Annotated in this window: 18 protein-coding genes; 4 read left to right on the top strand and 14 right to left on the bottom strand. The window is 38.8% G+C overall.

The window, feature by feature from the left end; all coding sequences use genetic code 11:
- Positions 1-20 precede the first annotated feature (20 nt).
- From G625_RS0117145 to G625_RS23140, 5 genes are all read right to left on the bottom strand, one after another.
- Positions 21-2,447, bottom strand: coding sequence for a type II secretion system protein (locus G625_RS0117145; protein WP_029202075.1), 2,427 nt, complete (start codon positions 2,445-2,447; stop codon positions 21-23).
- Positions 2,448-2,460: 13 nt separating this feature from the next.
- Positions 2,461-3,042, bottom strand: a complete 582-nt coding sequence (locus G625_RS0117140) for a hypothetical protein (protein ID WP_029202074.1) — start codon at positions 3,040-3,042, stop codon at positions 2,461-2,463.
- Between the two features lie 30 nt (positions 3,043-3,072).
- Entirely contained in the window at positions 3,073-3,387 is a 315-nt protein-coding gene (locus G625_RS0117135; RefSeq protein ID WP_029202073.1) for a hypothetical protein, read from the bottom strand.
- 6 nt (positions 3,388-3,393) lie between these two features.
- The gene (locus tag G625_RS0117130; protein ID WP_029202072.1) at positions 3,394-4,098 is read right to left on the bottom strand and encodes a hypothetical protein; all 705 of its coding nucleotides are present in this window, start codon (positions 4,096-4,098) and stop codon (positions 3,394-3,396) included.
- A 435-nt stretch (positions 4,099-4,533) separates the two neighbouring features.
- Positions 4,534-4,815: a hypothetical protein gene (locus G625_RS23140; protein ID WP_044933418.1), complete on the bottom strand. Its 282-nt coding sequence runs from the start codon at positions 4,813-4,815 to the stop codon at positions 4,534-4,536.
- A gap of 273 nt (positions 4,816-5,088) precedes the next feature.
- Here G625_RS23140 and G625_RS0117120 point away from each other — a divergent pair, with 273 nt between their 5' ends.
- Positions 5,089-6,741, top strand: coding sequence for an ABC transporter substrate binding protein (locus G625_RS0117120; protein WP_029202071.1), 1,653 nt, complete (start codon positions 5,089-5,091; stop codon positions 6,739-6,741).
- Here G625_RS0117120 and G625_RS0117115 read toward each other — a convergent pair.
- Entirely contained in the window at positions 6,712-7,896 is a 1,185-nt protein-coding gene (locus G625_RS0117115) for a substrate-binding domain-containing protein (RefSeq protein ID WP_029202070.1), read from the bottom strand. The genes G625_RS0117120 and G625_RS0117115 overlap by 30 nt on opposite strands.
- Before the next feature lie 473 nt (positions 7,897-8,369).
- Between G625_RS0117115 and G625_RS20685 the strand changes: the two genes are divergently transcribed.
- Together G625_RS20685 and G625_RS0117105 are read left to right on the top strand one after the other, a co-directional pair.
- The gene (locus G625_RS20685) at positions 8,370-9,269 is read left to right on the top strand and encodes a hypothetical protein (protein ID WP_044933415.1); all 900 of its coding nucleotides are present in this window, start codon (positions 8,370-8,372) and stop codon (positions 9,267-9,269) included.
- 76 nt (positions 9,270-9,345) lie between these two features.
- Positions 9,346-9,567: a hypothetical protein gene (locus tag G625_RS0117105; protein ID WP_029202069.1), complete on the top strand. Its 222-nt coding sequence runs from the start codon at positions 9,346-9,348 to the stop codon at positions 9,565-9,567.
- A 141-nt stretch (positions 9,568-9,708) separates the two neighbouring features.
- Here G625_RS0117105 and G625_RS0117100 read toward each other — a convergent pair whose 3' ends face one another.
- The 4 genes from G625_RS0117100 to G625_RS0117085 form a co-directional block, all read right to left on the bottom strand.
- The gene (locus G625_RS0117100) at positions 9,709-10,413 is read right to left on the bottom strand and encodes a hypothetical protein (protein ID WP_029202068.1); all 705 of its coding nucleotides are present in this window, start codon (positions 10,411-10,413) and stop codon (positions 9,709-9,711) included.
- Positions 10,414-10,533: 120 nt separating this feature from the next.
- Positions 10,534-11,676, bottom strand: a complete 1,143-nt coding sequence (locus G625_RS20680; RefSeq protein WP_044933412.1) for a hypothetical protein — start codon at positions 11,674-11,676, stop codon at positions 10,534-10,536.
- Between the two features lie 21 nt (positions 11,677-11,697).
- The gene (gene pilM, locus G625_RS0117090) at positions 11,698-13,653 is read right to left on the bottom strand and encodes a pilus assembly protein PilM (RefSeq protein ID WP_029202067.1); all 1,956 of its coding nucleotides are present in this window, start codon (positions 13,651-13,653) and stop codon (positions 11,698-11,700) included.
- Positions 13,654-13,729: 76 nt separating this feature from the next.
- A complete protein-coding gene (locus G625_RS0117085) occupies positions 13,730-14,608 on the bottom strand; it encodes a prepilin peptidase (RefSeq protein WP_029202066.1) in 879 nt (292 codons plus the stop codon).
- Positions 14,609-15,062: 454 nt separating this feature from the next.
- On the opposite strand from G625_RS0117085, the gene G625_RS23135 reads away from it, so the two are divergent.
- On the top strand, positions 15,063-15,623 hold the full coding sequence (locus G625_RS23135; RefSeq protein WP_029202065.1) for a hypothetical protein: 561 nt from the start codon (positions 15,063-15,065) through the stop codon (positions 15,621-15,623).
- 288 nt (positions 15,624-15,911) lie between these two features.
- Here the strand turns inward: G625_RS23135 and G625_RS0117075 are convergent, their stop codons facing one another.
- From G625_RS0117075 to G625_RS21695, 4 genes are all read right to left on the bottom strand, one after another.
- Positions 15,912-16,424, bottom strand: coding sequence for a hypothetical protein (locus tag G625_RS0117075; protein WP_029202064.1), 513 nt, complete (start codon positions 16,422-16,424; stop codon positions 15,912-15,914).
- Positions 16,425-16,705: 281 nt separating this feature from the next.
- Positions 16,706-17,314 (bottom strand): flagellar motor switch phosphatase FliY, encoded by a 609-nt coding sequence (fliY, locus tag G625_RS0117070; protein WP_029202063.1) that lies wholly within the window; start codon positions 17,312-17,314, stop codon positions 16,706-16,708.
- Between the two features lie 298 nt (positions 17,315-17,612).
- Positions 17,613-18,371: a hypothetical protein gene (locus G625_RS20670; RefSeq protein ID WP_049895994.1), complete on the bottom strand. Its 759-nt coding sequence runs from the start codon at positions 18,369-18,371 to the stop codon at positions 17,613-17,615.
- 75 nt (positions 18,372-18,446) lie between these two features.
- Positions 18,447-19,979: a diguanylate cyclase domain-containing protein gene (locus tag G625_RS21695; protein ID WP_029202062.1), complete on the bottom strand. Its 1,533-nt coding sequence runs from the start codon at positions 19,977-19,979 to the stop codon at positions 18,447-18,449.
- Positions 19,980-20,103: the final 124 nt, after the last annotated feature.

Below are 20,103 nucleotides of genomic sequence, written 5' to 3'. Positions count from 1 at the left end.
CACTCCAAATTTAAATCTAATTACACATTATTTATCACTATGGTTTCTGCAATAGGCCAATCACCATAATGCTTTTTCATCATGTCAGGATCAGTGTTAGGCAGAGCTGGCAGAGCTGGCTGATCTGCCTGATCTTCCTGATCTGCCGTGTATATTTTATAACCATCATTTCCGTCTATTGTTTTAAATGGATATTTATTATTATAATATTCTATTAATTTTTTATCATATGGCTCAGCATCTGAAGCATCAGCTTTTTTATAGTCTGTAAAATCAGCATATTCTTTATCCCAATCTGTAATGTTAACAGTATCAGGATCCATAGACCGGATACCTTCTACATCTTTTCCGCCTTCTTCTTTGATCTGTTTATCGTAATCATAAACCACTGTTTCCAAATATCTGTCCTTATAATAGGTAGTTTTAGCATTAGCATTACCGATGCCACTAAATCCTCCGGATGTGTCGGTTGTATCTCCCTTAACAAGTCCGGTACAATAACAGTTTTTTATTGTTGCGCCGCTAACGGAACCTACAAACCCACCGGCTACTCTGCCACTTGCAGAACAGGTAGAGTAACAGAACTCAACGGTGGAGTTTTTTGCATCTCCTATAAGTCCGCCGGCATTTCCTTCTGCGGTTACATTGAACTTATCTGTCTGATACTCTCCATCTTTTGTATGACCACCGGAATAGGAAGCTTTTACAGAGGAACCATCTGCTACTCCTATAAGTCCGCCGGCATTATTCTTTGCTTCTACCAAAACAGATGCAAAACAGCCTGTTATACTGCCACCATTCATTTTTCCCACAAGTCCACCGGCTGTCCCGTCACCGGAGCCTATTGTTGATGATCCATTTTTCTCATACACATAAACTCCGGAAAGCTCAGATGAAATTGATTCTCCAACTAATCCTCCAACATTATTATTCCCGTTTATACTCGGATTGATTATGTGTATATTTGTGACTTTACTTACACTTTCAAGTCCACTTTCAAGTTTTCCAACTAATGCTCCAACATTTTTATTCCCGTTTATACTCGGATTGAATATCTGTAGATTTGTGACTATACTTCCACTTTCAAGTTTTCCGAATATACCCACATCTTCATCTGTTTCGTCTATGCATATATTTTTTAATTCGAAATTATTTCCCTCATATTCCAGTTTTTTCCCGGTATATACAGGCCTGAGACCTGTTGACCCGGTATCACCGTTAAATTCAAATACACCACCATTCTTGAAGCCTGAATCAGCCATATTTATGTTTTTTACCTGATTGGCTTTTTCTACTTCAAGATTTGATAATGCATGAGTATGTACATTTGAAACTAAATCTGATAAATTTTCCAAATGTCTTAAGTTTTCTATACTTGCTGTTACTTCATTATTCTTATTAATTTCTGTGTAATTACCGAACAGACTGTTTGTTATTTCTATGTTGCCAAATGCTCTGTTTGATACCTTATCTGTATCAAATACTAAAGTCTGCAGGCTTATATCCTCTCCCGGGTAAAATTCCGGGAATAATTTACCAAAATGTCCTTCGGATGAATCTTTTATATTGTCAAGCTTTATTTCCCATTCTTTTTTCACATTATCATATTTCACATAATCATAATTACCTTCCTCGGGATTTCCGCCCTTATATAAGATTACTTTTCTTATCTCGGGATTTCTGTCCTTATATAAGATCACTTCTCTTATACTTCCACTCTGAAGACCTTCAATGTGAAGTAATATCTCTATTGTACCCGATAGGATTTCATTAATATCTTTTTTTACTGTTGCTGTTAGTTCCTCACCGTTTACTATAGTTACTTCAGGAGCTTTAAGATCATCAGTTTTATCTATACTGATATCTGTTCCGCCATAATATCCTATGACAGATTTATTGTCACCGTAACTTCTTCTTAATCCTCTTTTCTCATCTCCACTATAATTAAGGAGTAGATCATCATATTTCTCTTGCAAATTATTCAATCCATATCTTGATGTATCTTCTTTCTCTGTACAAAATACGTCAAGTACTTTTCCTGTGTTTAAATCATATCTTATAATGTAGTTCGTATTGCCTACATCTATTGATCCGGGAGGTAACATTCTATATAGTAATGTATCTTTTAAATTAGTACCGGTATATGGTGATACGAAATAATAAAGAGTTGTATCTTTTGGTGTATATCCTGGTATATGTTCTAATGTTCCAAAATATCCAGACGCAGTTGACCTGCCATAATATCCATTACTTTCAGCCATTATCAAATGATTTTGTGCGGCTATGAAAATTTCTTTTGCATACCCATCCAGCTCCAGTTGTTTCATGTTTCTCATGTAAGCTGCTACGTTCACAAAGGAAAAAGCTAAAAGTATTGAAAGTATAGCAACCGCTAATATTAATTCTACTAATGTAAAACCTTTTGAATTTCTAATCTTCTTTATCATATGATTACATCTCTTACCAAGCTTTGGGTGACAGTAACCTCACGGTGAAGGTTATGTTGCTTTTTGTGATATTCCAGTCATCTTTCCAAACCGATAAACCGGTAAACTTTAAATCTCCATTTGTATCTTTTTCCACAGACCCTTTTACATACATTTTTTTAGAGGCTGCCTCTTGGGATACTAATAAGTAGCCAGATGGATTATTATCTACTCTATTTTTATCGGCGCCTTTAAACTCATAATAATATATCCCTTTAGATTTATCGTTTGATTCTACAAATTCTATTCTGCACAATACGCCTTTACCATTAGTGTAATCCACTGTATTTGCTTTGTTGCGATCATCTGTTTTTCCATTGTTGTAAACCTTTATTTCAGATGCACCAGTCAATTCATAACGTAATTTTGTAATTGTTGATGTCAGCAAAATATTGGCATTTGCCACATCCACAACTGTTCTGTATGCTCTTATAGCTCCGGGTATTGATGAAGCTATTGTAGCTGTAACCAAACTGAGTATAAGCGTTGTTGCAAGTAATTCCGTAAGTGAGAATCCTGTTTTCTCTGCTATTTTATTCTTTATATATGCTATCATTCATTTAAATCCCTGTTTAATCAGCTATTGTTATTTATGATACGATACTATCCCATGTTCAAACAAGTTCGCTGCAATATCTATACTGCTCTTATCTTGTTCATCAGTAAACTTAATACTTTCACTTGAACCATCCCTATAAACAGTTAATGTTCCACCAATATCACTACCACCTGACTGTATATAATTATTTATTGTATCTCTACTGGTTGTAATTATATTTGCTGTTGTTGATAACATTACAGAAAAAGCTATCATCGCTAAGGATACCAGTAAAGTTGCTGCTAAAGTTTCCACAAGGGTTTCACCATTCTTTGATTTTAATCTTCTATATACCGGTTTCATCTCTTTTTACCCCACTTCTATCTCTTGTGCCTCCCACCAGATTTCATATTTTTTTACTTCAGTTTGTGATTCTATTGTATAACCTTCTTTAAATGTCGGAATAAACCTGATGTTTATACTATAAACATCTTTAGCTGAACTCTTACTACTTGATAACTCGGCATCAAAAGATCCATCTGATTTTACTAGTGTCAACTTCACATTTACATCATTGGTATTTCCATTTATATCTGTGTGTATTTTATATTTGTGTTCTATAGTTTTCACTGAAGGGTCACCTCTTTGAACACTAAAGAGACTTTCAGCATTAAAGAGATTTTCATAATCAGTTTGAGATGAGGGTTCTCCGTTTTCTCCAAATATAAAACATCGTGCCGTACGTGTTAACAGACTATCCTGTGTACCGGGAGATTTTCCATTAACAGAAAAACTATATGAAGTAGACTCACCTGTTGTTCTCTTGATTTCTATCGTTACTTTTTTTCCATTAATTTCATCGATCAAAACATCCGCTGCTGAAGTCACTAACATGTAATGCCTCTCATCTTCCCATAATCTTGCCATTCTGCCACTTGCTGCAGTTCCGGATGACAATATTACCACTCCGACAGTTGATGTTATCAACACCAGCAGCAGAGCCAGTATGATGGATGCACCGGATTTTGATCTTAGCTTGTTATAAACCACGTTCATATGTTCATACCGTTTCATTTACAATCAATCACCCACCTCTCTGAAGGATCCGGCGGATTACCTTTCTCCTAGAGCCGTTGACATCTTATCTCATGTACATCTTCATGGTATGGTTTTCAGAGTATTGTGGGCTCCCTAAACTTTTTAAACACCAAAAGGGCTTTTTCACTGATCATGAGAAAGCCTCATTCTTATTATTACTTATAATTATACCACTTCTAATCGTTCTCTTACAAATAAAACTATTATTAATGAGTCCGGTATCTTCACTCTGAAATCTTAATACATGGAACATTTTCTCCTTGATAATAAGTATGCTTATTGGAAGTTAAGAATATAAGTTAGTTATATCATCTATGTCGACATCTTTCTCAAAATAATAAAGAGGTCCTTTCGGACCTCTTTAAAAACACGAACTCGTGTAACGTCAAATATACTTTTTATGACTAATACTTAACTTGCATCAACATCCTGGCCATCACCTACCAAAGATGCCTGCTCACTCAACTCCTCTGACTCATCATCAAATCCAATTTCAAAATCTGATGAACCCAGAGCGCCTTCAACTAATTTGATAAGCTCAAGAGCTGAGCGAAAATATTTAGTCTTGTTACGATCCGCCCAAGTAACGCGTCCCTGCCATGTGCCATGTTCCTGATCTAAAATCTGGATTACAAACACATTGTCCACTTTACTGGGAGCTTTTTTTCTCTTTTCATTAGAATTCTCGCTCATGATATCCTCCGTCACACAATCTTACAGTGATAATATATCAAATGAGTTATCAAAAAATCTATTAAATTAGAGACAAGATTTGTAATTTTGCGAAAATCCTTTAAACATGTTTAAAAATTTTTAATTTTCGCAAAAAAATAATACTTTTTCAGTTCCGCTATTTAAATCGATGTCTCGTAGCTATCTGTTATTTTAATTTATGTCATTTTACCTTATAATTTATATATATTTATAGTCCCAAAATTGGTTTTTAAAAATAAGGAATTCGGCTCCATGAATCTTAAATATATACAAATAAGATTATTCTCTTTATTTATCATATTTTTTTGTCTATTGTTCGAAACTTTCTCTAGCGTTGTTTATGCTTCTGACGATTTCGAGCATCAGTATCGTATTCTGTTCATATCTTCCTATGGGTTCTCCAATGCAGTGGTACCGGATGAGCTCAGTGGATTTGAAGCGGGACTTGAAGAACTGAACTATCAGATTGATTATGAATTCATGGATACAGAGTACTACTATCGCGCTGAGGATATTGATAATTTCAGTGATTATCTTTCTTACAAGATATCTGCCGGTGGAAATTTTGATCTTATCGCCCTGGCGGATGATCAGGCTCTCAGATTCTTAAATAATCATAGACAAACATTGTTAAAGAATAAACCTGTTGTTTTCTTTGGAGTAAACAACACCACGGAAGCCATGACAACTTCTGATCTTCCCGGAGTCACCGGTATTGCAGAGGTGATAGATATAGAGGGAAATTACAAGCTTATGCAGGAGCTCTTTCCAGACAGAAAAACATTGGTTGCCATAGTAGATGCCACAATATCCGGACAGGGCGATTTTGTGGAATTTATGAAGTTCAAGAATGCTCATCCTGATCTTAAAACAAGAATCATCAATACTTCCTACTACACAGCTGATGGTATCAAAGATGTTTTGCACGAACTTGGAGAAGACGATATCATATTATTTCTGGATTTTTCAATCGATGGTGAGTCCAATCTATATCCCCTTCAGACTGCTGCAAGCTTTATTTCTAAAAATACAACAAATGTACCGATATTCAGGGTGGGATCTGCCAATATAGAGCATGGCGTGCTTGGCGGTTTGTCATATTCCTATTATGAGGCAGGTCTCATGGCAGGAAAGATGGCGAGAAAAATCCTTCTTGGTGAAAATCCTGATTCGATGCCATTAGTTACAAGCGCAATATCTACTCCATTTTTTGAACAGGGACAGATGGATATCTTCAATCTGAAAAGCAAAGATCTTCCTATTGGTTCAGTTGTTTTAAATGAGCGACAGACATTAACAACATTTTACAGGGATAATTCAACTGTCAGTAATCTTGTGATGCTGACTGCCTTGCTTCTTGTCATAGTTATAGGACTTCTTCTTGGAAGTAACCGAAGAAGGTATAAACTTATCAGAACAGATTATCTGACCCAGCTGCCTAACAGAACATTCATCACCGAGAAAATATCCAAAGCCGTAGAATCCAAAAAATCTTACGGCATAATCATGATGGACGTGGATCATTTCAAGGGAATAAACGATACAAAAGGACATCAGGTTGGTGACGAGATCCTTGCCGGTGTCGCTGAAAGATTAAAAGAATTTTCAGGAAGAAATATCACATTTGCCAGACTCGGAGGAGATGAATTCTCAGCCATAATCTCAAAACCTGACAAAGAAAAAGTCATCCGCATCTGCGAAAAAATAGTCAGCAGAATGCGAGATGACTTTGAGACCAGTATAGGTACGATCAAAATAACAGTGAGCCTTGGATGTGCACTTTATCCCGAAGATGTGGATGATATAAATGAAGTGATGGAATATGCAGACAAGGCCCTATATGTCACTAAGGAACACGGACGAAATGGTTTCCATCTATTCTCCCGGAACGATATTTCCGTCTGAATCATAGGTATAATAGCCGGTATCAAAGAGTTCTTTTTTAATATTGCTGCTATCCAAAACCTTGGGGATAAGCAGATATGATTTCACATTTTTTCTACCGTTGTTGTAGCTTGTGGTATCATATCTGCATTCAAAATCCCAACCGCTCTCTTCTATCAGCTTCTCATCCGGGGAATCTCCCTCCAGAACAGCCCTTGTCAGATCAACCGTCACTATGGCTTCGTTTTTCAGCGCCTTAAATACTGTCATACTCTGATTCCCGGACAGTATATTATAAACATTATCCACGTCGGCGTCCTGTCCCGTAACAATCACTTTATTGTTCTGAGAGTAGTCACTTTTTATAGCATTAACAGCTCCTAAGGCAGTGGAGTCATTGGCACATACTACTGCATCGAGCCTGTTGTGCTTATAATATGAATTCAAAATGATCTGCATACGCTGCTGTGCAATCTCAGTAGACCAGGTTCCTGTAGCTGTCACATAGAAATCCTTCTGTCCGGAGACTATATTAAGCTTACCTTTCTCAAAATAAGGAGCCAGAGTATCCATCTCTCCGTTATAAAAATAACGTGCATTATTATCTACAGGATCTCCGGTCACAATCTCTATATTCCGGGTTTCATCAGAAGCATCTAGCTTAAGTGCGTCTATAACATATCTTGCCTGAAGCTCCCCCACGATGTAATTGTCGAAAGACACATAGTAATCAACCATATCCGTATCCATGAGAAGTCTGTCATAGGCAATTACTTTGACGCCTGCCTGAGATGCCTCATCCAGCACTGATGAAAGAGTTCCACCGTCTATGGCAGATACCACAACGAGGTCCACACCTTCATCTATCATATTCCGAAGTTCTTTGATCTGCTTATCTATCAGATTATCAGCATAGGAAAGAATAACCTCATAACCGTATTTTTCAAATTCGGATTTCAGGAAGGCTCCGTCCCGGTTCCACCTCTCAAGCTGCTGATCGGGCATGCTGATACCTACGATTATCCGACCATCATCAGCTCTGTTCACATAGCCTGATGACACAGTAGAAACTGCTTCGTGAGCTGTACTTGTCTCAACCGGTGAAGCTTTGCTGCATCCCGTCATAATTAGGGTTATACATATTAAGTTAAGAAATATTGAAATATTATTTTTCATAAATAAATATAACCTCACTTATTCCTGGCATACCGATACCTACTTAACTATCTCCGGATTATCACTTACAGGAGTATATCTGTCAATCCACTCAATATCTGCTTTATTTACTACATTCAGTTAATCAAGGATTGGTTCTGTAAATTCTCCATCTTCACTACGAAGAACGATGACTATCTAACCGGTTTCACATGTCATTTTAATTTTGCTTTATAATTTTTATAGTAACACTAATATGTTCTCTCTTCTACTCTGAAAATTATTATATTTCCAATGTATAGTCTAATTTCAAACCATATTGACAGAATCAATTAAATCATTGTATCATGTTGTTCACCAAAGCAAGCTAATGCATTGGGCATCAGTACTGATTCATAAAATATAATCTATCTTATCTTTTTATAAATCTCTTTCGGAACATATCATCCGGTTTCAAATTATCTAAAAATCATCAAAAATCATAAGGAACATATATGAGCGACAATTTCAAAATCAATGATAAATATAAAGACAGACTATTTCGTTTTATATTCGGGCACGAAGAAAACAAGGCTTATGCCCTTGATCTTTACAATGCTATAAACAATACCGATTACAAGGATGTATCGGACCTTGAGTTTTACACTATTGAGGATGTAATATACATCAAAATGAAAAATGATGTTGCACTTATTTTGGACAGCTATCTTAGCCTTTGGGAACAACAAAGCAGCTATAATCCAAATATGCCGCTGAGGGGTCTGATGTACTTTGGACAAATGTACAGCAAGTACATTAAAACCAATGCTTTAAATATTTATGGCAAAACTCTTGTGAAAATACCAACACCTCGATACATCGTATTTTATAACGGTTTAACGGAAATTCCTCCGGTTGAAAAAATGAAACTATCAGATGCTTTTATTAATCCTGATAAGTCCGATGATTTTGAATGGACAGCTGTCATGTATAACCTGAATAACGGAAAGAACGATGTCCTCAGATCAAAATGCAAACCATTACATGAATACATGATGTTCATAGAGCGAATCCGTGATAAAATGAAAGAAATCAAGGATATTACTGTAGCTGTAGATGCTGCAGTAGTATCCTGCATAAATGATGGAATACTAAAAGATTTCTTACTGGCCCACAGGGCGGAGGTTGTTGGTATGGTTTTAACAGAATTTGATGAAAAAACTTTTGTTGAAGGCATAAAGCAAGAAGGACGAGAAGAAGGTCGCGAAGAAGAACAACGTGATCAGATCTCTAAAATGCTCAGCAAAGGCAAAACTCCAGAGCAGATTGCTGACTTCTGTGATTATCCGATAAAACTTGTATTAGAGGTTCAAAGTAACTTAAAATACGACCAAAAACAGAAAATCCTACCTTAGAAGTTTCCTGCATAAATGCTGGAATACTTAATGATTTTTTTCTACCATTTATCAGAATTTGAAGGAGGTACCGGAAATGAACGAAGCTCTTATAAAACTTATGAAACCAGAACTCGATGCAGCTAAAAATGAAGGAAGAGCTGAAGGAAGAGCCGAAGGAAGAGCCGAAGTTGTAAATGAGTTAACTGAAGTTACAAAACGATTAAAGAAAGGTTATTCAGATGAGAAACTCCTTAAAGAAGGCTTTGATCCGGATATAGTGAAATCCGCCAATGAATTGTTAGCGGCATTATCGTGAAAATGATCTGCTATTGTGAATATACAAAGAAAAGGGAGCGTATATGGCCATCCGTATACGCTCCCCTGTTTTTGATTCTTAATCAGGTTCCAATTTCTGATCCTGTATAATCTTGTTTCATGGTAAACGGTACGAATCTTCTTAATACTTCAATCTATGCTCATCAGCAATTGACTCCGCCATGGTTTCCAGTGTGTTTCTATGAATACCTGATAGATCAGCATTACGAAGACCGACATAGTCTCCTGAAGTATTGCTCTTTCCCATATCAAGACCCGCTGTGGTAGCTGCACCGATAAGTGTCTCATAGAAAGTGACGCTCAGATTGCAATTGATGGGGCTTGTAAGCAAGGTTTTGTTGGTATTTGAAGATTTATCCGTAGCTGATATGGTGATATTGCTTATCATGCATCTGTACTTACTGTCATGAAGCCTCTGTAGTATATCTCTGCATACTCTGTAGTTTGCTGTTGAAAAGCTGATATTAATAGTTCTTCTTACAGTGTCGTCAGTTGCTATAGGAGTCTGAAAACTGTAGTTATACTTTTCGGCAAGAGGAACAAATATAGAGTTTAGCAGCGCGGCTTCTGACTTGAAGTTGTCGTAGGTTGCCACAACTCCCGTGATAGTATCCTGATTAGTGGAAACCTCATCCTTCATTGACTGAATAAGTTGTCTCTTTCTATACTCAGTCTCTATCTGCTGTTCTATCTCAAAGGTGTCAGCAGCTGCTATCCTGTCTTCTACCGGAATCTTGACAAACCTGTAGTAAACAAGACCGAGCATAAGTATGACCAGTAAGAGAAGAAATGATTTTTCAAATTTTGAAAAGGGTCGTTTCAGCATTTTTGCTCCTAAATCAATATAATGGATTTATAGATTAATCTACTGTTCCCAAAGGTGAGGACGGATCAAAGCTTGAGTTGATAACAGGACTTGAATCTGATGATGCTCCGGTTCCAACTGTTATGCTCCGGTTCCAACTGTTGGACCCGATGTCGAAAATGAAATCGGTGATCCGGACGTTAATGTCGGAGATCCTCCTGAAATAGTAACATTACCACCAAACTGGCTTGTATCTGTATCAATAGATACAGTCTGGCTGCTGGCGGAAGAAGCTGCCTGTTGTTGTGCCTGAGCCTGAGCAGCTGCCTGAGCCTGAGCAGCTGCCTTCTGTGCAGCCTGTGCTTTAGCCTTGGCATCTGAACTACTGCTTGATGAACTTGACTTTGAGCTTGAAGATTTCGAATCCGAAGAAGACTTTGACTTATTATCTTTAGAGCTTTTATCTTCCTTTTTGGTATCCTTGTTTTCTTCTTTCTTAGCTTCTGTCTTTTCTTCAGTTCCTTCAGCATCTTCGGAAGGCTGCTCTACGATCGTCGGCACATAAACATTGGTACCTGTTGCAAAGCCTGTCGGACTTGCATCAAGGTAAGCATCCACTGCTGTCTCACCATTAGAAAGTGCTGCCTCTACCTCTGCAGGTGACCGGAAGTTTACTGTTATGGAAGCATCCACATACAGCGGTGTAAGAACATTACCATCAGCATCCACTTCAATCTGGGCATTGTTTTTATCGACTGTACTTGCGGTCTGAGCAGTTACATACCCAACATACTCTGACTCTTCAAGCTGTTTTATGATTTCCGGGATCATTTCCGCCTCAGGTACGCCTAAGTTTATCTGTGCAGTATTATCAATGATCTTGATGTTCTGGATACCGCCTGTGGTATGAATACGCTGATCGAGAACATTCAGCATGGTTATCCTGTCCTGAGCTGCGACCTCGCCATCAGTAAGGAAACCATTCCCATAATGACTATACTCTGCGATCACATTTGCATATTCATTATTTTCAGCTTGAAGAGCATGAAGCTCTTGAAGCTTTTGATTATAGAAACTTTCTGCTTCGTCGGCTTTACTTAGCTGTGCAATTACTCCGTATTTCGAGAAGAAATACAAAGCAACAAGATACAACATAAATATCAATAAAGTGAAAACGATATCACTTCTCGTTTTCTCTTTATACATGAGATTTATGGTTTTCTTGACAGGATACTTCCTACTCTTACCGATCTGTATTCTGTTTATACTAGCCTTTGCTGCCAAATCGGTCCCCTCCCCTTATATTTATGAACTTTGTCCTTTTAAAAATCTTTCAGTAAGTTCGTCTATAGCTTTATCTGTTTCCGACTCATATTCGTCTTCGTCCAAATGTTTCACCCATTGATCATCGGATTCTTTGACAGGATCATCCTTATAGTCGTTTAGTCTGATGAGTCTTGCAGCAAAATCGTTTTCTGCAGGCTCTTCCACTGATTTGATCACTGGAAGTTTCTCCTGGACAGGTTCCGGTTCTGTCTTAATGACCGGAGATGTATTCTGAACAGGTTCAGCCTTTGTTTCCATGGTTTGAACATTGTCATCCAAGCCAATCGGTCTAAGCTCTGAATTATCTGTAAACTGTTTCAGATCCTGTGAACTAAGTGGAGCTGAAGCTGCCAATTCTGTAATTTCTGGTTCGCGTGTCGATTTGATAACCGGCTGTATTTCCGGTTCCGGTGTAGTTTCTATTTTCGGAACGGATTCTGAAGCCTCTGTCTCTGATGCAGGTATGATCAGAGGTACAACTTCAGAAGTAGTCTGCTCCGGTGCAGCTTGCATAACAGGTACTGACTCCGGATTTCTCGGCTCTGATGATGGTATGATCCGAGGAACAACTTCGGAAGTAACCGGATTCGGTATGCCTGGTATCACCGGCACAGCTTCCGAAACCGCCGGTTTCCACATGTTCTCGACTATCGGCTGTACTACAGGCTGAGACTCACTCACTGCTTCTGCAACCGGCTGTATTACCGGCTCTGCAGCAGGCATCGGTGTTGCCTGTCTTCCGGCTCCAACAGCCCTGCTAACCTGTGAAGCCAGAGAGTTAAGGTCTGTATGATCAGAAGTCATCTTAATTTCGGAGGCTGGCATATCTACGGAGCCTCCGTACTCTTTGTCCTTAAAGGAATCAATCTTTTGCTGTTCGTACTGTTCGATATGAGCTCTGAACCTGTCGGCTTCCTCTGCAGTCAAAGGCTTAGGTTCATATTCGGGATCAAGGGTGATGCCATGGCTTTGGGGACAGGAAATGAAGCTGTCTCTAACTTCATCATCCATAACAGCTACCAGATCGCCTAAAGGTCTCACCGGAAGATTGACTGTTTCCGAAAGAACCTTTATAAATTTTCTGATATTGCTGACTCCGCCGCAATAATACAGAGTATCGATATTGTTATTGTTATTGCTGTAGCTATAGAAGTTAAGAGCTCTCATGATCTCAACAGCTCTGCTTTCATATATCTGAACCAAAGCAGGATGAGACTGAATATTATTGAGATTATCTTCCAGGGCAAGATGCGAGATATGTATATCTGTACCGTTTATCTCGCTTATTTTTTCTGCCAATGCCTGCCCGCCGGGTTCAAAGGTTCTTGTAGCATTGTATATTCCCTGATTATAGAAGTGAATCTTGAAGCTCTCATCTCCCATGTCAAGGATTGCAAAATCCTTCTGCTCCTCGATCGAGAATTGCTGTCTGTATGCACTCAGAATTCTCTGGATTCCGATAACATCCGGCACCAGTCCGATGGGTACAAGCTTTGCAGCCTTCGCCATCTTACGGTAGCGTTCAATGAGATCCTTACTGCAGGCTACGGCCTGAAGTCTCATGCTCTTATCTGTCTTTTCTATTACCGCATAGTCATAGAAATATTTGTCTGAACTATCAGAAATGTAATCATGGAACTCAAAGGGCAGATTCAGTTCAAGCTGCTGTAGATTCATAAGAGGCAGCTCTATGTTACGGATATAAACACCGTTTAGAGGCACACTGAAGATAACATTTTTACATTTGATCCCGTGCTGTTTCAGAGTGTCACGGAGAAATTCGGACATAGCATCCCAGTACTGGATCATGCCTTCTTTTACAGCATTGTCCGGTACGTTCTCATAAAAGTAGCTCCTTAATTGTCTTTTAACCACATAAGAAACCGATATACGGTAATTTCCTATGCTGATGCCGACTACCTTATTGATTCTCATCATTAACCCCTAACTAATGTGTACTTTTTTATTTAATGGAATCCTCTTCAAAGGGTTCCGGTTCCCCAAAAATCATTTAAAACAAAAGACCAATGTACCAGTCTACAAATTCACTTCCTATCAGGATGGAAATCATGGTAGCAAGTGAGATGGATGGTCCGAATGGGATCTTTTCTTTCTTTAATATAAATACAAATACGAGTCCAACGATGCAGCTGAGTATGAGATTAAAAACCGCAACCCCCGGTCTCATATAAAGTCCTGTCATGAACAGTAGTTTAATGTCTCCGCCGCCAAGGCTCTCTTTTCCCGAAACCTTGTCGAAGATGATCGACAGTACCAGCATAAAAAGCGCTATGCCAAAGGCACTGATAAGTCCATACTTTAGATCCTGAAGCATCAGCTCAAGGGTACTCAGGGATTCTGTTCCTGTCTGTAACGAAGTACCTTCGGCTCCCAAAACTTCTCTTGCGAAGTATGAAGTCAGACCCTGTCCTTTAGTGAGTGCTATCAGGGGCAGAGTCATTAGCCACCAGATGATCCCCAGGACATGAAATCTGTCCGGAATTATGTAGGTCTTTAAATCCACAAGACTAAGTCCCATGAGGATAACTGCAAGTCCCATAAATCTTAGCGCTGTGAAGGACAGATCGAATTTTAAAACCAGTACTACTGAGGTTACACCCAGAAGTAATTCTACCCATGTTGATTCCGGGCTTATCTTCGCACCGCAGTGACTGCATTTTCCACCGGATTTCAAATACGACACTATAGGTATCAGATCTCCTGCTGTGAGCTGTGCCCCGCACACATCACAGTGGGAGCGTCCGTTGAGAACACTCTCCTGTTTTACAATACGCCAGGCCATACAATCGATAAAACTACCAAAAACAGTTCCAAAAACAAATGCTAAAGTCAGAATGTAAATAGTAAATCCAATGCTTGTATGGTCCATATGATTTCCTGCATATAAAACACGAGTATGATTCCTTAGGTGAATCCTGAGGCACCATTATTAAAATCCGATAAAAATTCTAAACAAATCCTTTACTGATACGTCGACTTAAGATAATTCAAATATAAGCAAAATATAGTAATTTTGCCCAAAATTCTTAAAAAATGGATTAAATTTCCACTAGAACTTTGTTGTGCGCCCTCATGGGAAAATTTAATAGAATTTTTATAATCACTATATAATATAAGAATTGAACAGAGTCTGTCTGTGAAAATATTAACTTTCCTGTCAAAATTTTAAAATTTCCTGCATCAGACTTGCATTTAAGCATTCTGATGTTATACTTCTGATGTTTAAACTGTATGAGGGGACAATATATTTCTCTCACATACACAGCGTATCACTCAAAAGCAGTGCATGCGCAAATAATGTTTTAAATCCAGGAGGGTTAGGAATGAAGTTAAAGAAGCTTTTAACAGCAGGGATTGCTGCATTTATGATCGCAGGATCAGCTATGACAGCCATGGCAGGCCAGTGGATCGCCAACGGTAATTTATGGTACTATTTAAGGAGCAACGGTCAGTTAGCCGCTAATCAGTGGGTAGGTAACTACTATTTAGGGTCAGATGGACATATGCTCACAAACACATGGACACCTGATGGATATTTCGTAGGTGCTGACGGAAAGTGGATTCCAAATGCATTAAACACTGACACAAATGCATCAATTTCTGTGATCGGTACATATACATGGGTATACACAGAGCCTAACAACGGTGCGGCTGCTATGCCTGCAACTTTCCTTGATACACGTGAAGTATCTGCTAACTCAGACAAGTCTCTTACAATCATCGAGAGAGCTAACGGAATGGGTGGCACAACATCACAGGTTTCTTTCATGGGAACAAATCACTATGTAAGTGTTATCAACGGTCTCCAGTATGACTTCAACAACGGTGAGATGATCATCACAAATGTTGATGGCTCAAAGATGCACTACACAAAGACTGCTTAATATATAACTTATGAGCTTTAGGTCCTGCGCAAAGCGCAAGACCTTTTTTTTTGATCCACCGGGGACGGTTCTCGCCGGCGAGAACCGTCCCCGGTGGATTTTTTTAAAGAGCTATCGCGGACGGATCTTTTAAATAACTTTGTAAAGCCCTGCTAAACCTTGGATTTCCAATTAAAAAAGCTCCTGAGATATTTAATTATCTCAGAAGCTTATGATTTTCTATTAATAAACTTCATCTCTCTGACCATACGCATCTTTCCTCACTCAAAAGAAACTTGTTGCTTAAAATCAAACAACCCGGTCATAAGTAGATCTTTCCTCATCCACCAGATAATCACTATCCAAAGCATAATTGCTTTCTGCTAAAACCTCAAAATTGCCATAAGCCACCTTAGCATGACTAATCTTTGCATTACGTATCTCTTCTTTGGATTTGGCCTGCCTTAAAATACGCTTATACTCTTTTAACTCACTTTCCCTTTCGGTAACCTTACGATAAGACTCGGGATCATACTGCTGGAGATAAGCCTTTTCATCAGAAGACAGCTTCTGTCCTGAGTCAGCCTTACGCTTTAACTGATCAAGATTTTGCTGATTCGGACGCTCAAAAAGAAGCTTATTCTCTTCTTTTGCTTCATCTGAATTCTCATTCTGAAACTTCCTGTTCTCAGACTGATATGTCTGATCCAGCTTCTGGTTGTTACGGCTCCGTAACTCCAAATACTGCTGCCAACGGCTTTCCGTACTGATCCGTTCCTGGTTATCGTATCTGGCTACACCCTCAATTGCCTGATAACTCATTTTGAACCTCCTTGTAATGGTTAACGACTCTCCTTCGCCGTTAAAGTCAATGCTACGCATTACGTACATAGTCTTTTATGAGTTAATTATAGTATAGAAATACTAAATAGCAAACAATATATAAGTAGTTTTTTCAAAAAAAACATTAAAAAAATATAAACTTTATAAATTACTTTTATTATTCCGCTTTATATATCTGTTTATGAGAGTTTTGTAGGCTAATACCCCAATTAAACTCAGGAGATCCCATATATGCATTTTATCTTTGATAACATAAACTATCAGTACTGTCCGGCTTTCTTCTTAACAGAGAATTTCTCACACATTTCAACAGCAAAGGGTATAGGATAAAGCTGCACCATGGTTGAATGTATCAGATCACCGATATCCATCTTGAATGCGACCTTAACAAACTGCTCCGACACCGAATCGAATATTCTTTCAAATGTTTTGATACTGTCTACATCGATCTTACATACTTCAGGCGGGCTTATATCAACCAACCGGTCAAGCAGTGTAGCAAGAGAGCTTGCCGATGCACCCATCATCTGGTTCATGGCTTCGGAGATGGCGCTCAGATGCATATCATTCACCTCTCCTTCACTGCTTCCAGGACCACCCATCATTAAATCTGTAATTGCGACAACATCCGGCTCCTGCAGGATGAAAACATTGTTTCCGTAAAGACCTTTAACGTAATGGATCTGTACAAAGATACAGGTCTTTTCATAATCATCCAAAGCATTCTTTCTGCTGATGATGCTCACGCCCGGGGTAGTGATGTTTACAGGGTTATTAACCATCATGCTAAGATTTGTAGCTGCGTTTCCCATGCTGATATTTGCGATCTCTCCCAAAATATCCTTTTGCTCATTTGTTAATTCGCTCATTCGTATTCCCTCGATTTAAAATGATCTTTTCCTCGTATTCGTCTTAAAGAGCAGTCTTTGTTATATGATATCACTATTTGGCTGATGCCTCCCTGCTTTAGACCATACACAACATGTAAGCTCCAGGTTGCCCTTCAATACAAAAATAACCTTCTTCTAATATTTATCGGTTAAAGCATTCTCTTAATAAGAGATTTTTTACAAAATTTTTAGAAAACAAATTGTTTCAGGTATCAGGCTTCCAGATTCATGTAATCTTCAATCTGATACAGGTATCAGTTTTCGATTCATATAATAATTATTCTGCTTTCGGTTTCCAGCTTCTGGACATATGACCGTCGTCTTCAAAAGCGTAATAATAATCGTCTATGATCCTTGTCTTGCTTTTCACTTTCTTTCCGTTGGAATCAAAGTAGAACCAGTATTCTCTGGTGGCACCGTCTTTTCTTTCGTAAACAGGAAGCTGCAGCCAGCCTTCCTGCATGTGACCGTCATTCCACTCACCAAAGTAGTAATCCGAAAAGACCCATGCGATGGAATCATAGTCCTGCTGTTTGACATCGGAGGAATCGATCCAGCCGTATAGCATACGTCCGTTTTTGTCGAATGCATATTTCTTTCCTTCGATGGTTTTAATGTCATCATCCGAGAAGTTTTTATCGGATTTATAAGCTTTTCCGTCATTTCCGAAGTAGTACATCCAGTACTGAGCCTTGTAGTTCTTTTTCTCAGACTGGTCTATGGGGATTGCTTTCCAGGAATCTCTAAGGAGTGCACCGTTGGAATCTACATAGTAGTAATCGATGCTGTCTTTTGTTTCTTCTGATATAAGTTTGTTTTTGGCAATGTTTCCGCTGGAATCCAGATAAAACCAGTAGCCGTTGGCAGATTTCCAGGTGTCGGTGGCGACGGTCCCGTCATCCTTAACCCATTGCCAGACACCGGAATTGTTTTTCCAGCCTTCAGCATATGAGGTTAATGCACCTGCCGTCGACATTATCACATATGTATATAGTGTGATCAAAATCCCTGTTTTGACCTTTGTATTCAGTTTCATCCCCCAAATCACCCCTGTCTTTTTGAATCGTCTCTGTTGAATAACTCCCGGTGGATTTCTGTATATTATTTCAGTTTAACGTCTGATCAGGCCGTTTTCCTGATAGTACCGGTCTTTGTCTTCGTACATTTTCTTATCAGCCAGTCGCTCCAGGTCGTCAACATTAGCTTCAGAATTTTCTTTGTGGGTGGCGTATCCTATGGATATAGACATTTGCTCAACCAGCTTGCCATGCCACTTTGCCGCTTCTGATAAGATACCTTCTTTTAGTTTTTCGGGTTCTGTTGTATGTGCGATGATGAAATATTCATCTCCTCCTGTTCTGTAAACGCGACCGTTTCCTGCCACAACCAGGGACATGCAGTCTGCCGCACCTTTTATAAGCTCATCTCCTGCGGCATGGCCTATATTATCATTCACGGATTTTAAACCGTTAACATCGACTGAATAGATGACAAAGTCATCTTCCATTCCGTTGTTTCTTATACTTATAAGATCCTCTTCAAAGCATCTTCTGTTGTAAAGTCTGGTGAGTTCATCCGTCATGGATATACGGACGAGATGCTCTTCACGTTTTTTATCTTCATCAATATTCTGCAGTGTGTATATGATTACCTGAGGAACACCTTTTTCGTCTGTTTCAACCGGGATATACAGTGCCCTGTACCATCCCGAGAAGATACTTTCAAATTCATAAGAAATGTATTTTTTTCCGATGAGTCTTTTCTGGACTGTTTTTATATTGGTAAATCTCTGGAAATCATTAACATATTTGTGAATTACTTCCATTTTTAACTTGCGGTTCATAATGGAGTGGTTATATGAGTTCAGATTCAGTTCGTGTTCCACAGGGACTTCCTCCCGCAAAGACATCTCCGTCATTTTTTTAAAATCCAGGAGGTTTACATTGTCATATATCTCCGCCATGGAAAATAAAATACGAAGCTGATCTTTCAACTTCACCTTGTCGTCCTCAATGGTCTGATTCTGGTTGAACATATCCTCGAGATACCTGTTCATGGTTCTCAGAAGTCCATAGCCTACTCCAAGCATCACAACAGTCTCAATGGTCAGTCCGACAATCATATTTATGAAATATGATGTGATCGAACTAAAGTCTGTTCTTAATGCTCCATAGTACGGCGCAGTGATAAAGGTTCCAAGCACCATCACCAAATAATTTGTAATGACTGTGGTGAGATAAAACCACTTGTCGCAGAAAAGCAGTGACAGTACAGGCACTGAGAACCATGTAAGATGAATGCCTACATGGGCGTAACACATGTATAAGAGGAGAATTTCCAGAGCCAAAAGAGCAAACATACTCACCCAGGCTGATGCCGGTTTCCAGCGTCTCAGGTAATAATGAACAAGTGCGATGATCAGCATGGTCAGTGAGATATGAAGACAAGTAATCATCTGAACTTTACGAAAAACTCCGGCATAGACTCCGCCTGCAATTGCAGGTCCCGTAAGGATACAGAACCACAGTATATTATTCAGGTATTTATTGAGCTTAACCCTGTTATTATTTATGAATTCTCTGTATTTTGTTGAGTTTTCCGGAGAATTCCGGTTCTGGTTGGTGATAGTCTTATTTTTGTCCAAGGTGGTGGGTCTCCTCTGCTTTTTGCACTTTCACTTGCATTTGCGCTTTTAGTTGCATCTGCGTTATTACTTGCATCTGCGCTTTTACTTGCTCTTTCACTTACGCTTGCTCTTGTATGCTCAC

Origin of the sequence: Oribacterium sp. NK2B42 (assembly GCF_000424445.1) — a bacterium.
Lineage (GTDB): Bacteria > Bacillota > Clostridia > Lachnospirales > Lachnospiraceae > Oribacterium.
Note: the sequence above shows the minus strand (reverse complement) of the source record. Positions and strands in the feature narration are given on the sequence as shown.

What these genes read in the sequence shown, in the direction of transcription:
- G625_RS0117075 (WP_029202064.1), bottom strand. Translation starts at nt 16,424, where the DNA reads ATGAGTTATCAGGCAATTGAGGGTGTAGCCAGATACGATAACCAGGAA.
- fliY (WP_029202063.1), bottom strand. Translation starts at nt 17,314, where the DNA reads ATGAGCGAATTAACAAATGAGCAAAAGGATATTTTGGGAGAGATCGCA.
- G625_RS20685 (WP_044933415.1), top strand. Translation starts at nt 8,370, where the DNA reads ATGAGCGACAATTTCAAAATCAATGATAAATATAAAGACAGACTATTT.
- G625_RS0117105 (WP_029202069.1), top strand. Translation starts at nt 9,346, where the DNA reads ATGAACGAAGCTCTTATAAAACTTATGAAACCAGAACTCGATGCAGCT.
- G625_RS0117120 (WP_029202071.1), top strand. Translation starts at nt 5,089, where the DNA reads ATGAATCTTAAATATATACAAATAAGATTATTCTCTTTATTTATCATA.
- G625_RS23135 (WP_029202065.1), top strand. Translation starts at nt 15,063, where the DNA reads ATGAAGTTAAAGAAGCTTTTAACAGCAGGGATTGCTGCATTTATGATC.
- pilM (WP_029202067.1), bottom strand. Translation starts at nt 13,653, where the DNA reads ATGAGAATCAATAAGGTAGTCGGCATCAGCATAGGAAATTACCGTATA.
- G625_RS0117135 (WP_029202073.1), bottom strand. Translation starts at nt 3,387, where the DNA reads ATGAAACCGGTATATAGAAGATTAAAATCAAAGAATGGTGAAACCCTT.
- G625_RS23140 (WP_044933418.1), bottom strand. Translation starts at nt 4,815, where the DNA reads ATGAGCGAGAATTCTAATGAAAAGAGAAAAAAAGCTCCCAGTAAAGTG.
- G625_RS20670 (WP_049895994.1), bottom strand. Translation starts at nt 18,371, where the DNA reads ATGAAACTGAATACAAAGGTCAAAACAGGGATTTTGATCACACTATAT.
- G625_RS0117085 (WP_029202066.1), bottom strand. Translation starts at nt 14,608, where the DNA reads ATGGACCATACAAGCATTGGATTTACTATTTACATTCTGACTTTAGCA.
- G625_RS0117115 (WP_029202070.1), bottom strand. Translation starts at nt 7,896, where the DNA reads ATGAAAAATAATATTTCAATATTTCTTAACTTAATATGTATAACCCTA.
- G625_RS0117145 (WP_029202075.1), bottom strand. Translation starts at nt 2,447, where the DNA reads ATGATAAAGAAGATTAGAAATTCAAAAGGTTTTACATTAGTAGAATTA.
- G625_RS0117100 (WP_029202068.1), bottom strand. Translation starts at nt 10,413, where the DNA reads ATGCTGAAACGACCCTTTTCAAAATTTGAAAAATCATTTCTTCTCTTA.
- G625_RS0117130 (WP_029202072.1), bottom strand. Translation starts at nt 4,098, where the DNA reads ATGAAACGGTATGAACATATGAACGTGGTTTATAACAAGCTAAGATCA.
- G625_RS0117140 (WP_029202074.1), bottom strand. Translation starts at nt 3,042, where the DNA reads ATGATAGCATATATAAAGAATAAAATAGCAGAGAAAACAGGATTCTCA.